Annotated in this window: 16 protein-coding genes and 1 tRNA gene; 14 read left to right on the top strand and 3 right to left on the bottom strand. The window is 48.9% G+C overall.

Annotated elements, in window-relative coordinates; genetic code table 11:
* The 4 genes from QQK89_RS20080 to QQK89_RS20095 form a co-directional block, all read left to right on the top strand.
* On the top strand, window positions 1–731 hold a 731-nt coding region (locus QQK89_RS20080), incomplete at its 5' end, for a mechanosensitive ion channel family protein (protein ID WP_284240456.1).
* Window positions 721–939, top strand: a complete 219-nt coding sequence (locus QQK89_RS20085) for a DUF951 domain-containing protein (protein WP_284240457.1) — start codon at window positions 721–723, stop codon at window positions 937–939. The genes QQK89_RS20080 and QQK89_RS20085, both read left to right, overlap by 11 nt.
* 67 nt (window positions 940–1,006) lie before the next feature.
* Window positions 1,007–1,097: transfer RNA gene (locus QQK89_RS20090), tRNA-Ser, on the top strand.
* A 113-nt stretch (window positions 1,098–1,210) separates the two neighbouring features.
* Window positions 1,211–2,515: an NAD(P)/FAD-dependent oxidoreductase gene (locus QQK89_RS20095; RefSeq protein WP_284240458.1), complete on the top strand. Its 1,305-nt coding sequence runs from the start codon at window positions 1,211–1,213 to the stop codon at window positions 2,513–2,515.
* Between the two features lie 352 nt (window positions 2,516–2,867).
* Here the strand turns inward: QQK89_RS20095 and QQK89_RS20100 are convergent, their stop codons facing one another.
* Complete coding sequence (locus tag QQK89_RS20100) at window positions 2,868–3,050, bottom strand: YjzC family protein (RefSeq protein WP_015847813.1); 183 nt, start codon at window positions 3,048–3,050, stop codon at window positions 2,868–2,870.
* Between the two features lie 185 nt (window positions 3,051–3,235).
* Between QQK89_RS20100 and rpsF the strand changes: the two genes are divergently transcribed.
* The 6 genes from rpsF to QQK89_RS20130 all read left to right on the top strand — a co-directional run bounded on the left by rpsF (window position 3,236) and on the right by QQK89_RS20130 (window position 7,579).
* Window positions 3,236–3,520: a 30S ribosomal protein S6 gene (rpsF, locus tag QQK89_RS20105; protein WP_091189332.1), complete on the top strand. Its 285-nt coding sequence runs from the start codon at window positions 3,236–3,238 to the stop codon at window positions 3,518–3,520.
* Between the two features lie 36 nt (window positions 3,521–3,556).
* Entirely contained in the window at window positions 3,557–4,084 is a 528-nt protein-coding gene (gene ssb / locus QQK89_RS20110; RefSeq protein ID WP_284240459.1) for a single-stranded DNA-binding protein, read from the top strand.
* A gap of 18 nt (window positions 4,085–4,102) precedes the next feature.
* Window positions 4,103–4,387, top strand: a complete 285-nt coding sequence (gene rpsR / locus QQK89_RS20115; protein WP_167281237.1) for a 30S ribosomal protein S18 — start codon at window positions 4,103–4,105, stop codon at window positions 4,385–4,387.
* A 252-nt stretch (window positions 4,388–4,639) separates the two neighbouring features.
* A complete protein-coding gene (locus QQK89_RS20120) occupies window positions 4,640–5,065 on the top strand; it encodes a DUF1641 domain-containing protein (protein ID WP_284240460.1) in 426 nt (141 codons plus the stop codon).
* Between the two features lie 23 nt (window positions 5,066–5,088).
* On the top strand, window positions 5,089–6,267 hold the full coding sequence (locus tag QQK89_RS20125; RefSeq protein WP_284240461.1) for an NAD(P)/FAD-dependent oxidoreductase: 1,179 nt from the start codon (window positions 5,089–5,091) through the stop codon (window positions 6,265–6,267).
* A gap of 166 nt (window positions 6,268–6,433) precedes the next feature.
* Entirely contained in the window at window positions 6,434–7,579 is a 1,146-nt protein-coding gene (locus QQK89_RS20130; RefSeq protein WP_284240462.1) for a cation:proton antiporter, read from the top strand.
* A gap of 45 nt (window positions 7,580–7,624) precedes the next feature.
* Here QQK89_RS20130 and QQK89_RS20135 read toward each other — a convergent pair whose 3' ends face one another.
* A complete protein-coding gene (locus QQK89_RS20135; protein WP_284240463.1) occupies window positions 7,625–8,932 on the bottom strand; it encodes a hemolysin family protein in 1,308 nt (435 codons plus the stop codon).
* A 276-nt stretch (window positions 8,933–9,208) separates the two neighbouring features.
* Here QQK89_RS20135 and QQK89_RS20140 point away from each other — a divergent pair, with 276 nt between their 5' ends.
* On the top strand, window positions 9,209–9,976 hold the full coding sequence (locus QQK89_RS20140) for a DUF1836 domain-containing protein (protein ID WP_284240464.1): 768 nt from the start codon (window positions 9,209–9,211) through the stop codon (window positions 9,974–9,976).
* Window positions 9,977–10,043: 67 nt separating this feature from the next.
* On the opposite strand, the gene QQK89_RS20145 is transcribed toward QQK89_RS20140, so the two are convergent.
* Window positions 10,044–10,397, bottom strand: a complete 354-nt coding sequence (locus QQK89_RS20145; RefSeq protein ID WP_284240465.1) for a DUF4870 domain-containing protein — start codon at window positions 10,395–10,397, stop codon at window positions 10,044–10,046.
* Between the two features lie 124 nt (window positions 10,398–10,521).
* On the opposite strand from QQK89_RS20145, the gene QQK89_RS20150 reads away from it, so the two are divergent.
* The 3 genes from QQK89_RS20150 (at window position 10,522) to QQK89_RS20160 (ending at window position 13,887) form a co-directional block, all read left to right on the top strand.
* Window positions 10,522–10,950, top strand: a complete 429-nt coding sequence (locus QQK89_RS20150; RefSeq protein WP_284240466.1) for a CBS domain-containing protein — start codon at window positions 10,522–10,524, stop codon at window positions 10,948–10,950.
* A gap of 103 nt (window positions 10,951–11,053) precedes the next feature.
* Complete coding sequence (locus tag QQK89_RS20155; RefSeq protein WP_284240467.1) at window positions 11,054–12,892, top strand: amidohydrolase family protein; 1,839 nt, start codon at window positions 11,054–11,056, stop codon at window positions 12,890–12,892.
* 74 nt (window positions 12,893–12,966) lie between these two features.
* On the top strand, window positions 12,967–13,887 hold the full coding sequence (locus QQK89_RS20160; protein WP_284240468.1) for a DUF2232 domain-containing protein: 921 nt from the start codon (window positions 12,967–12,969) through the stop codon (window positions 13,885–13,887).
* Window positions 13,888–13,897 lie beyond the last annotated feature (10 nt).

Below are 13,897 nucleotides of genomic sequence, written 5' to 3' on the forward strand. Positions count from 1 at the left end.
ACCGTGTCGTCTTGAACCGGACGGAAAGCCGGCTTATGATTCAAACAAGAAGAATTACTACGGTCGGCAATTTGATCAAAAATATAATCTCGTATTACGGCTATTTCATTATCGGCATGCTTGTACTCGATGAATTTGGCGTACAGCTTGCACCGCTCTTGGCTGGCGCCGGGGTTATTGGTCTGGCGATCGGTTTTGGCGCTCAAAGTCTGGTGAAAGATATTATTACAGGGTTCTTCATTATATTTGAGGATCAGTTCGCCGTTGGGGATGTCATACAGACCGGAACGTTCAAAGGAACGGTTGAGATGATCGGGCTTCGAGCCACGCGTATTCACAGCTGGACGGGAGAAGTACATATTATACCGAACGGCATGATTAATGAGGTTACGAACTTCTCTTTGCACAATTCAATTGCGTTTATCGATGTATCGATCGGTTATGAAGAAGATGCGGAAAAGACGATTGCGATTATCCGTCGAGAGCTGGAGCGGTTCGAGAACGATAACCTCGTTAAGCGGCCGGAAGTGCTTGGTATTCAGACTATGCTATCGACGGAAGTGAAAGTGCGCGTAACGGCAGAATGTCTGCCGAATACGAACGGCATAGTGGCGAGAGAGCTAAATGCTTATATCAAAAAGATAATGGACGGTCATGGGATTGATATCCCGTATCCGAGAATGGTAACGTATCATCGCAATGAAAGGGGCGGCGAAACGAATGGAGCGTAAACAGTTTGAGCTTGGCGATATCGTTCAGATGAAAAAACAGCATCCTTGCGGATCCAACGAGATGGAGATTATCCGCATGGGGATGGATATTCGGATCAAATGCGTAGGCTGTAAGCATAGCGTTCTCATTCCTAGAGCAAAGTTCGAAAAAAACATGAAAAAAGTGCTGCGCTCCGCTGCGGAAACGGAGCAGAGCGAGCAGTCTTAATGTTTTTTTAAAAAACTGTTGCATTAGGACAAGGCCTGTGATAATATAGTTTTTGCTTGATACAAACGGAGAGGTACCCAAGAGGCCCAAGGGGGCTGACTCGAAATCAGCTAGGCGTGTCAAAGCGTGCGTGGGTTCGAATCCCACCTTCTCCGCCATTTATAGTCTATAACGCTAAGGCGGTTACATAAGAACGAAGCTCCTACGATTTATCGTAGGAGCTTTTTTGTTTCATAATCATACGAATGATAAAAGAAACGGGTGAGTGGACGTGTTTGATATAACAATTATAGGGGCCGGAGTTAGCGGGATTTTTGCCGCGCACGAATTAGCTACCAGCGGACGTAATATACTCATGCTTGATAAAGGAACAAAGCTGAATGATCGGCAAGACAGCTACATAGGGTTTGGGGGACTCGGGCTGTCCGAAGGCAAGTATAATTTCACGAACGATTTTGGGGGAGAGCTCGAGCATAAGACTGGCTATGATGCCGCGCTTAAGCTGATGGAGGATGTTGATGATCTATTATGCCGGTACGGAGGCAGCGAAGCCGAATTGTACCATACCTTCGACCCGGAGTTAACTTCCCGGGCGCGCGAAGCGGGCTTTGGGGTGCTGACGACAAGAACCAGACATTTGGGAACCAAATTGTCCAAGCAAGTGTTGCAGCGCATGTATGATTATTTAGAGGCCCGGATTACGATGAAGTTTGAGGCAGAACCCGTACAGATCACGAGAAATTCGGATGGCCGTTTTGCAATAGAATTACCGGATGGGACCATAGTGGAGACCGGAGAAATCATAATTGCCACCGGCCGAAGCGGGAATGAATGGCTGGCTAGACAGTGCCAATCGCTTCAGATTGGAGTAGGGGAAGCGAGGGTTGATTTGGGGCTTCGGGTGGAGATGAAAGGCAATCAGCTGGATTCAATCCTGAAGCATTCTTTCGAGACGAAACTTAGCTTTGCAGGAGATGACTATACGGCAACAACGTATTGCATGAATCCGAAAGGAAGGGTTGTCTTAAAGCTCCAGGAGGGACTTGCTATGCCTGACGGGCAAAACTACCGGGAGAAGGAGGATGGCAGTCCGAATCTGAATTTCACGTTATTTGTGCCTAGCCGTTTCCCGACTTTGGCGGAGGCAGACGCGTACTTGCGAGGTATCGTAAGGCGGATTAACCAAAACCGCCAACGCATCGCGGCACAAAGGCTGGGAGATCTTCGCGATCGGAGTGACAGCTCATCGGACAAAGGCACCAGAAGCGTCATACCGACTTTAGAAGCTGAATTTACGGATCTAAGGGATGAGGTGCCGGAACGTTATATCGAGGTTACCCTGGCTTTTCTAAAGGCGCTGGAGACGCTGCTGGGCGAGCCAATCGACGAAGATACGATTCTATATGCCATAGACGGCAAATTGTATTCGCCGGCGATCGAAACAAGCGAAACTTTCGAAACAAGGGTGAAGGGGTTATATATAATTGGCGATTGCTCCGGGACTACCCATTCCTTATCGCAAGCTGCGGCTAGCGGCGTATACGTAGGGAGATGGCTGGCTGGTCGGGATCGTTAAGACGAGTAGTATAAAATGAAAAGGAAGACATAAAAAAAGGGACTCTCGCGAGTCCCTTTTTCGACGGTGTTGTAAGTTTCGAATTCCCACATCCATACGGGCAGAAAACCAGGTGCAATAATCACAGATCGGTACACAATTCCATCAGGTATCGCTTATCCGATCGTGGTTTGCTCGTGTGTTACAGCAACGTGTATTTAGCACAACGCCTCGCTTCTTAAGTGATGAGTAGTAGATAAATTCTTTTAGTAGTCCTTGCCCCTATTCAGGTCCAATGGAACCACACCTCTCTTCACCGTCGATACTTATAATGTCCGGGATGCCTTGATGTTATTCGGGATAGTTGAAAAAATTAATGAGCCATCCGTTTCCACTTGCGTTCATGATTAGAGGTATCCGGGAATCTCTGGCCGCGCTTAAGTTCAACCTTCTTCGGATTGTTAACGCCCATGTGGTAGGAATTAACGCCTGTCTCAATATAGGTGCCGTCGTTTGGCGCGTGATCGCCAGGGGAAAACAATGTCCATTCACCCATACTTGTTCACCTCCTTGTCCGATTTATAGTATGGACTGAAGAAGGCGGGGACATGAAAGGCAGAAATCGGGAGCGCCTGATGACTTGTCAATGTGTAGGCGTTTTGCTATACTGTGTAGATGCGAGTAATAATCTCGCTCCTTGCCCTTTCGAGGGCCGCTTAGTCCAAAAGGAGGTGAAACACAATGCGCAAATATGAAGTGATGTACATCATTCGTCCGGACGTTGAGCAAGAAAACGTTCAAGCCATCGTCGACAAATTCAGTGGCATCATTAACAATGGCGGGGAAGTCACGAAGCAAGATGTGATCGGTAAACGCCGTCTTGCGTATGAGATCAATAAGATTCGTGATGGTTACTACGTTCTGGTTCATTTCAACGCGAACAACGAAGTTGTTAATGAGCTTGACCGCATCATGAAAATTACGGATGAAGTTATCCGTTTCTTGATCGTCAGAGACGTTGCTTAATCCACGCTAGATGTTCGATTGGGAGGTCCAGAGGCGATGTTGAATCGTGTAATACTGATTGGCAGATTAACAAGAGATCCCGAATTGCGTTATACACCTGCGGGTGTAGCGGTTACGCAATTTACGATAGCAGTAGACCGGCCGTTTACGAGCGGTCAGGGCGAGCGCGAAGCGGATTTTATTCCGGTCGTAACTTGGCGGCAGCTGGCTGAGACATGCGCCAATTACTTGCGTAAAGGTCGCTTAACAGCGGTAGAAGGACGCATTCAAGTGCGTAACTACGAGAACAACGAAGGCAAACGCGTCTATGTGACGGAAGTTATTGCCGATAACGTTCGCTTCTTGGAATCTAACCGTGAAGGCGGAGCTCCGCAAGAGAGTGGCAGTTATGCTGGAAGCAACAACAGCGGCGGAGGATCTTTTGGCGGCGGCGGTAACGCTCCATATGGCGGCGGTAACGGCGGCGGAAGCAAGCCTAGTACTCCACGCAACAACAACAGCCGTGATCCGTTCTCGGATGACGGTCGACCAATCGATATATCGGAAGATGACTTGCCATTTTAATTGAAAGGATGGGTTCGAATGAGCTTCAAGCAAAGAGAAGGCGGAGACGGAGAGCGTCCAGAGCGCAAATTCGGCGGCCGCAAAGGCGGACGCAACAAACGCCGTAAAGTATGTTTCTTCACTGTGAACAAAATTGCTCACATTGACTATAAAGATACGGATCTGCTCAAAAAGTTCATCAGCGAGCGCGGCAAAATCTTGCCACGTCGTGTGACTGGAACTAGCGCTAAATACCAACGTCTGCTGACGGTTGCTATCAAGCGTGCTCGTACTGTAGCATTGCTGCCGTACACTACTGAGTAGTATGTGAAGAAAAGCCTGTTGGGACTAACGTCCCGATGGGCTTTTTTTTCGTTTTTCTGTACCCAATTCAAAAAATAGGAATTGATCATTTGGCGGAAGAGGAATACAATAAGATGTAGTTCGTGCATATAAGTCGGCGATGATGGTAGTGCTTCATTGTGAATAATTTCACTTTAAATGACAGATGTGGAATGACGGCTTATGCAAGTAAATCAACTGATCGATTACAGATGGAAAGAGGGATGCATTCGTATGTCTGAAACCGTAACGAAATTACCTGAAGAATCCGGCTCTGTACGTGAACTGGACGTGCTCGAGCAACTGCTGAAACCAGAGATTCAGCAATCGCTGACTCAACTGGTGGAACACCTGCCTAAGCTTGCAGAACTGGTGACTTTGCTCACTAAAGCTTATGATGTAGCTACAACTGTAGCTAACGACAAAGTTCTTGTGAACGATATGGTTCACGGCTTTGGCGAATTCGTTAAACCAATCGTAGACACGACTAAAGGCATCGCTAACGCAGCTGTTGAAGCTGGCGACCGCGCAGCACAAGCCGACAACTCTACAATTGGTCTCTTTGGCATTCTGAAAATGCTGAAGGATCCGCAAGTACAAGCAACGCTTCGTTTCGCACAATCGTTCCTGAACGTATTGGCTGAGCGTAAAAACGGTTAATCATACAAGAGCGGAGGGTAAACATGGCTAAGCAAATTCTAATCCTTGGCGGCGGTTATGGCGGTCTTCTTAGCGCACTGACAGCTCGCAAATATATTTCGGCTGAAGAAGCTGAAATCACACTGATCAACAAAACTCCTTACCACCAAATCATCACTGAGCTTCACCGTCTGGCTGTAAGCGGCGTGAATGAAGGTAACGTGGCACTTCCTTTGGACAAACTGCTCAAGGGCAAATCAATCAACCTGGTTATCGATACCGTTGACAACATTGATCCAGAGAAAAAACAAGTGAAGCTGGCTGGCAACGGCACTGTAAGATATGATCAACTGGTCATTGCTCTCGGCGGCGAAACAGCATTCTTTGGTATTCCAGGTCTGGAAGAAAACTCCCTGACGCTGAAATCCGTTGAAGAAGCGAAAGCGGTTAGCGCGCATATCCAAAACCGCATTGCAGCTTACGCGCAAACGAAAAACAAAGCAGACGCAACAATCGTTGTTGGCGGCGGCGGCCTGACAGGCATCGAGCTGATCGGCGAGATCGTTGACATGCTTCCTAAATGGTGCGAGCAATACGGCGTTGACAAGAGCGAAATCTCCTTGTACAACATCGAAGCTGGTCCAACAATTCTGATGGGCTTCCCTGCTGACCTGCTTGAGCGCGCGAAATCCAGCCTGACTAACCGTGGCGTTAACCTGATCATGGGTGTAGCGGTAACGGAAGTTCAAGGCAACACGGTTATGCTGAAAGACGGCAGCTCGATCGAAACGAATACATTCGTTTGGACAGGCGGCGTAACAGGCAACCCTGTAGTAGCTAATTGTGGAATCGAAGTGAACCGCGGCCGTGCATCGGTAACGGAATTCCTGCAATCGACATCCCACTCGGATATCTTCCTGGCTGGCGACAACGCGTTCGTTATGGGTCCAGAAGGCCGTCCTTACCCGCCAAGCGCGCAAATCGCATGGCAAATGGGCGAGTACATCGGTTACAACCTGTTCGCGCAAGCGAAAGGTCTGCCGATGAAATCGTTCCAATTCGTTAACTCCGGCGTACTTGCGAGCCTTGGCCGCAAAGACGCAATTGGCACAATTGGTGCTAGCCAGCTGAAACTGAAAGGTACTGCGGCTACACTGATGAAAGAAGCAAGTAACGTTCGTTACCTGACTCACGTTAACGGTCTGTTCTCGTTCTTGAAATAATATTTCTTGCGGAAAACGAAACCGATTCTCGGTTCGCCCGTATGAATATGAAAATACGCATGACCTGGAGGAGCCTGCCACAGCGGGCTCTTTCTGTCTATTTTTGGGGAGCCTGCATAGTTGCAGGCTCCTTTTGTCATGCTTAAAAGAAGGAGGAACGTTCGACATGGAGTTCATTCTCTACCTTGCGATTATATTGATTGCAACCAAATTGGCAGGCGCGTTATCGGTCAAGCTTGGGCAGCCAGCCGTGCTTGGCAAGCTGCTTGCCGGCATTATTATTGGCCCCGCATTGCTCGGGTGGATTCATCCGGATGATTTTATCGGGCATTTCTCTGAGATTGGCGTACTGCTGTTGATGTTCATAGCTGGACTAGAGACCGATCTTGATCAGCTCAAGAGCAATTGGAAAGCTTCGTTTGCGGTAGCGCTTGGAGGAATTCTTCTTCCCTTTGTTGGCGGGTATGGGATGGGGAAAGCCTTTGGGTTAACGAGCGGACAATCGATGTTCCTTGGTCTCTTAATGTGCGCAACCTCCGTCAGTATTTCTGTTCAGACGCTGAAGGAAATGAACAAGCTTCAAACGCGGGAAGGGACCACGATTCTTGGCGCAGCCGTTGTTGACGATGTCGTTGTCGTGATTCTGCTCGCGGTGATGATGAGCGTGTTATTGCCTGTATCGGATGTATCCATTGGACTTGTGATCGGCAAGAAGTTGATCTTTTTTGCGGTAGTGTTAGTTGCGGGATGGCTGCTTGTACCGCGGTTTCTGAAGTGGTTTGAGCCGCTTAAAGTGACGGAAGCCGTCATGAGCGCAGGGCTGATCGTATGTTTTGCTTTCTCCTATTTTGCCGAAGAGATGGGGATTGCGGGTATTATCGGGGCGTTTGCCGCAGGGATTGCCATATCCCAAACGAAGTTTAAACATCAGGTGGAATCCAAAATCGAACCGATTGCCTTTACGTTGTTTGTACCGGTGTTTTTTGTCAGCATCGGGCTGCATATTACGTTTGACGGCGTAGGGGAGCAGTTATGGTTTATTATTCTGTTAACGATAGTCGCTTGCATAACTAAATTAATCGGTGGCGGTGTAGGAGCGAGGCTGACGGGCTTTGATAACCGCTCTTCGCTGGCGATTGGGGCAGGAATGGTATCCCGGGGCGAAGTCGCCCTCATCATTGCGGCCTCGGGTCTGGAGTCGGGCCTGCTGTTACAGAAATACTTTACGTCAATTGTGCTTGTCGTTATCCTAACCACGCTTATTACACCGCCGCTTCTCAAGATGACATTGAAGGAGCGCCAGCGGGCATAAATAGAAAAGGCAGCCTTAAGCGGCTGCCTTTTCTCGTTTATAAAGTTAAGCCGTTTCAACTTCGGCTTCATGATTGCTATCATCGGCTTCTTCTTCAATAATAAGCTCGACTTTCTTAATCCGGTGTTTGGCAACCTCGCGAATGATAAAGCGGAGATTCTCGTATTGCATCTCTTTGCCCGGCTTCGGTTCGGTAAACACCGTGAACAACCAGCCGCCGATTGTATCGACGTCTTCTTGGTCGATATCAACACCGGTCAATTCCGCTACATGGTCGATGGAGACTTTGCCGTCTAGCAGGTAGCAGTTATCGGCAAGCTTCTCGACTTCTTTCCGTTCATCGGTATCAAATTCATCGCGGATCTCGCCGACGATTTCTTCCAGAATATCCTCAATCGTAATCATACCGGAAGTGCCGCCGTATTCATCCATTAGAATGGCGATATGAACACGTTCCTGCTGCATACGCTTCAGGAGCGTCTTGACCGGCAGAACCTCGGATACGGCAAGAACCGGATGAACTAGATTCTGGAAGTTAAATTCTTTGTTCTCCTGGAATTCCAGGAACAGCTGCTTCGTGTTGATCATGCCGACGATGTTATCTTTGCTGCCGGTCGCAACGGGGAAGCGGGTGTATTGCTCTTTACGGATGATATCCATATTTTCCATCATTGAATTATTCGTATATAAGCAAATCATGTCGGTACGCGGAACCATGATTTCTTTGGCCAACATTTCGTCAAAGGCGAAGATCCGGCTTACGTAACCAAATTCGGTGTTGTTGATTTTACCGCTTTGGAAGCTGTCGTTCAGGATAATCTGAATTTCCTCTTCACTATGCGCTTCTTCATGCTCTTTCACGGCTTTCAGTCCGAACATGCGGATCAGGCCGGTTGCGGAACCGTTAAGAACCCAGATAAACGGGTACATGATCTTGTGGAAGTAGATAATCGGTTTAGCTACGGCAAAGCTGATGAATTCGGCTTTTTGAATTGCCCACGTTTTAGGTGCTAACTCACCCATAACGACATGTAGGAATGTAACGGCAACGAATGCTATAACAAAGGAAATAATATGATTCAAATCGCTGTTTACGCCTAATTTCTCGAATAACGGATGAATGATTCGTTCAACCGTTGGTTCACCTAACCAACCAAGTCCGAGTGCGGTAATCGTAATACCGAGCTGACAAGCGGAGAGATAAGCATCCAAATTGCTTGTCACCCGTTGTACGGCAAGCGCGTTTTTCTTACCCTCGAGCACCAGCTGATCTACGCGGCTCCCGCGAAGGCGGATGATCGCAAACTCCGTAGCAACGAAGAAGGCGGTTAATACAATTAATACAGCAATCATAAACAAATTAAATCCTATACTACTGTCCATTTCGGTTCTTCACAATCCTTTATGAAATATTATAAGTTCCTATGATCTACTATAACGAAGTTCAGCTAGCAGATGCAAACTTGCTATTTTACTTTACGGGGGCACTAGGACCCGATATACCGAAAAATTCGGAGTTATCATGACAATATTGGCAAATACCTCGTCTTTACAAGGCTCTATACAGGGGCGTATGATAAGTTCAGATGAGCTTGTAATTAAGCCAATCCGTAAAAGGAGGTAAGCGGCATGGAAGCATTTACGCTTACTCGCAAAGAGATGGCGGATTTGCTGCTCGCGCTGCATGGCCGAAATTGCTGTGAACCGCTTCATGTTCTCCAGCAGGCTTGGAAAAAGTCGCACCGGGATGCTTATGAGTCGGGATCAACCCTTCCGGCCTTTTTGTCGACGGCGCTTCCGCCTGTCCTGGTGAAACTGATCAAGGGGCGTGAGGTCAAAGGCTTCTCTTTGCAGGAAATATCCGCGTTAGGCGGATTGATAGATTTTTCGCATATGTCGATTACATCGATGCAAAACTGGGTAAAAAGAGATTTCAAGGCTTATTTCGACTGCCCGAAAGTTGGTAAGAAATATTCGCTTAATCAAACGGCGCTATTGTTTATTATTGATGATTTGAAATCCAGTCTGGATTTCGGTTCGATCCGCAAACTGTTTGACCGGTTATTCAACAAGCCGGATGACGAGACGGATGACCTGATTGGTCCTCTCGAGCTCTACGCTTCTTATACCGCGATGTATGAAGAGCTAGCCGCAAGCGGGTATCGTCTGCTTGATATGGCTCGTCCGCATACGGATGCACGGGAGAGCGAGGCGATTATGGAGCAAATGCTTCTTAGCGCTTCCGAGCCGTTTCTGCAGATCTTGCCGCAGCTCAGCGAAGAGCAAACCGAGGCATTGCGCCATATTTTGTTCATAGCGGCAATCTCGATTCGCACGTCGTTCTACCATTCGCTCGCCAAACGGTACTGCCATGCCACCTTGTTCCTGAATTCCTAGGGTTCCATCACATAGACAGCACAAACAGGCAGCAACGGGAGCTCGCAAGCCCGGTACTGCCTAGCCGTCAGAATTTATATGATTGCTGTTCTGCCCAGTCGCCGATATACGGCAGTTTGAAGCTTTTACCTTGAAGGGCAAGCAGCATCAGGGCAATCCATAGAATAAAGCCAAGCGGTGTCAGGATCAGGCCAACAAGCCAGCCGATGACGGGAATGAAACCAAGCACGAGATTGATGACAATGAATAGGGCGGATACGGCGATGGACTGAAGGGCATGGAATTTGACGAACCGGCTCTGTTTCTCCACAACCAAGAATATAATACCGGTGATGAAGCCTAAAAAATAAGCAAGCAGTCCTGCCACTTTGGGGTCTATACCTGTTGAAGAACGATCAGGCTCAAAGGAAGCGCTGGACATGAGGGGATCTCATCCTTTCTATTATCGACTCTCTTTGAGTAGATTGTATTCATGTCCGAAAAGTTATATGTCTTTACGTATTGTATAGTGAAATTCAAAAGGAAAGATTGGAGTTGAATGACGGATGAATATTGCGTTTTTTCTGCTTCCGAAGCAGGAAGTCGTGACCGTAACGCAAGAGGCAACGCTCAGGCAAACCCTAGAGAAGATGGAGCATCACCGCTACTCGGCGGTCCCGATTATTAATGAAGAAGGCGGTTATGCGGGAACGGTAACGGAGGGCGATCTGCTCTGGTATATGAAGAACACTCCGGGCGTTTCGTTTGAGAATGCCAATAAGGTGAAGCTGCAGGATGTACCGCTTCGCATGACGAACCGCTCGGTTCGGATTGACTCGGACATGAAGGATTTGATCGCCCTTGCCAAGGTGCAGAATTTCGTGCCTGTAGTGGACGACCGCGGCCATTTCATCGGGATTGTCCGCAGAAGCGAAATTATAGATTATTGCCAGTCCTTTATACCGGGCAATCCGACGCTGGCTCTTGAAGCCTGACGCAGGCTGCCTGAATAACCAGGCCCTTTCTTGTTTCGTATACGGTTATATATTCTAGGAGAATATACATCCATACACGAAACGGACCTTTAGGAGGGGCTACATGAATAGGAATGAGCACCAAAAAGACGGAGGCCCCAAGCGGTACCGTCTTTTTGTTTGCATATTGGCCGTTGTAACGGTCTGTTATCCGGTTAGCGCAGCAGCAGCGGCTACGGCAGCTCCGGAGAAGGTGTACGACACGGTAATAGCCGGGGGGCGCGTCATAAATCCGGAAACAAAGCTGGATCAGACGGGATGGAATATCGGCATTAGCGGAGGGCAAGTAGCGATGGTTACGCCAAAGCCGCTGAAGGGCAAGCAAGTAATAGACGCAAAGGGCTTAGTTGTAGCTCCGGGCTTTATCGATAATCTTTCCTACGACCCTAACCCGCTTGGCGTCTGGAACAAAATCGCCGATGGCGTTACAACGAATATCGCAATGCATGGGGGAACGGCGACCCCGGAGTCGTGGTACGGCTATTTTGCGGAGATCGGAACACCGGTCCACTACGGGGCATCGTTTTTTTATACGCAAGCTCGCAACCGTTACCAGCTGAGCCGTTACGACAGCGCATTGCCGGAGCAGACGGCCGAACTCGTTCATCAAGCGGAGCAGGCATTAAATGAAGGAGCGCTTGGCCTATCGTTCAGTCTGGAATACGTGCCAGGCATTACTGAAGCGGAGATCCTGCCGCTCATGGAGCTGGCGCATGCCTACAATGTACCGGTATACTTCCACGCCAGATATTCCGATATGGAGGAGCCTGGAACAAACATCGATGCGATTAAGGAAATTATCGGCTATGCCCAGAAATCCGGCGCAGCGGTCCATATCGATCATATCAACAGCACTGGCGGCACGTTCTCGATGAAGAAGTCGCTGGCTATGCTTCAATCGGCCCGCATGAGGGGAATCGATCTGACCTCTTGCGTCTATCCGTACGATTATTGGGGGACCTTCCTGAACTCGGCCAGATTCGACGACGGCTGGCAGTCGAGGTTCCGCATTACGTTCCATGATCTTCAGATCGCCGGTACGAAGGGTCGGCTAACGGAGGAAACTTTCGGCCGTTACCGGGCGGAAGGCAAGCTGGCTGTCGCATACGCGATTCCGGAGCGGGATGTGGTGGACGCTTTGAAGGCGCCGTTCGTGATGATCGGCAGCGATGCGATTCTGGAGCCCGGCAACAATAACCACCCGCGGGCATCCGGTACATACGCCAGAACGATTGGATTGTACGTAAGAGAGAAGCACACGCTCTCTTTAATGGAGGCATTGGCCAAAATGAGCCTAATGCCCGCGCAAAGACTGGAGAAACAAGCGCCATCGCTGCGCAAGAAAGGCAGGCTCGCGCAAGGGATGGATGCCGACATCGTTATTTTCGACTACAAGACGATCAAGGACCGATCATCCGTCGAACATCCGGAGCGGCTGTCGGGAGGGATCCGCTATGTGTTAGTCGGAGGCCAATTGGCGATGGACAACGGCAAGCTGAACAAAGATATCCGAATGGGCAAGCCGATCCGCAGCGAATTTGCGCGGGTCAGCGGGGCTAGGCAGGTAGGATGGGGGGCTCGCCAATATGCGGTAGTCGATTATCAAGGAATTCCTTATGTCGATGTCCGGTCGTTGGAACAACAGGGCTATAAGCTGGTTTGGAATAAAACCGAGCATATGATGACCGCAAACCGCAGCAGTCATGAGCCCCCTCTTCTTAGCGGCGCCGAGCTTGCCCCTTCGGAAGGGCTGTTGATGCTCGAGAGGGGCTATAGGCTGGAAGCGGCAGATCGGAAGACCGCTTTGCTCTCGATTGGCAGCCGAATGTTTATGCCGCTCTCGCTCTTGGAGCAGCTGGGCAAAGAACGAACGGCGTCGGACAAGGCGTTAGGGAACGATTAAGGATATTCGTGATCTATTTTGCTTTTATGATATAATGGAGTGTGAATGTTTGGTTAATGATTATGTAACAAGAGGTGAACGGCTTGAACGGTAAGCCCGGTATGAAAGCAGTCCTATGGAGCGGTGCGTCCCTGCTTCTAATTTTGTCATTAGCGGTCCCTGTATTTAACATGCTGACGGTTATGCTGCTGATGGTGCCTTATGTCATATTGTATACGACGCTCTCAACACGATCTTTTTTGCTGCATCTTGTACCGGTATGGATCATAGCGGCCGTAATACTTGGGCCGTCGGTTCTTATTATCGCGTTATTTTTCTTAATCCCCGCCATGGTGATGGGGCAAATGTACCGGAAGCGGGCGTCGGCGCCGTATATATTAAGGCGCACAACGCTGACGATTCTGTTTTGTCTGTTGGCGGAGCTGCTTATTTTCGAAGGCGTTCTGAACCAGTCGTTTATTGATCAGATTGGCGAGTTTGTCCGTTCCTTAGTAAGCGATCTTGAGTCGGAGCATGTGCTTCCGAAAGAGTGGGACAGCGATTATACGGAGTCCGTGATTCGGGTTATGATTCATTCGATCCCGCAGGCGGTTATCCTGGTTTCCTTCGTATACGCGGTCATCACGCAATATTTTGCACGCAAGGCGCTGGTTTCTTCGATCCCGGATATACCGACGATGCCAAAGGCGAAGGATTGGATGCTTCCGCGCATCATGGTCTTCTTCTATTTGGTCGTGTATATTCTGGAGATGTTCCAAGACACGAGCAGCAGCTCCTTCTTCTCCGTAGCGCTTATGAACCTGTTGCCGCTCATGCGGTATGCGTTCACGATTCAGGCGATCGGATTTTTCTTCTACATTGCGCATCAGCGTAGATGGAACAAAGCGGTTCCGGTTATTATCGCGATTCCGCTGCTGTTCTTCCCGCCGCTTAGCCTGATTGGCGTACTTGATGCTGCTTTTCCGATCCGTAAGTCGTTTTCGAAATCATCATAAGCAATAGGAG

Source organism: Paenibacillus glycanilyticus, assembly GCF_030161375.1.
Lineage (GTDB): Bacteria > Bacillota > Bacilli > Paenibacillales > Paenibacillaceae > Pristimantibacillus > Pristimantibacillus glycanilyticus_B.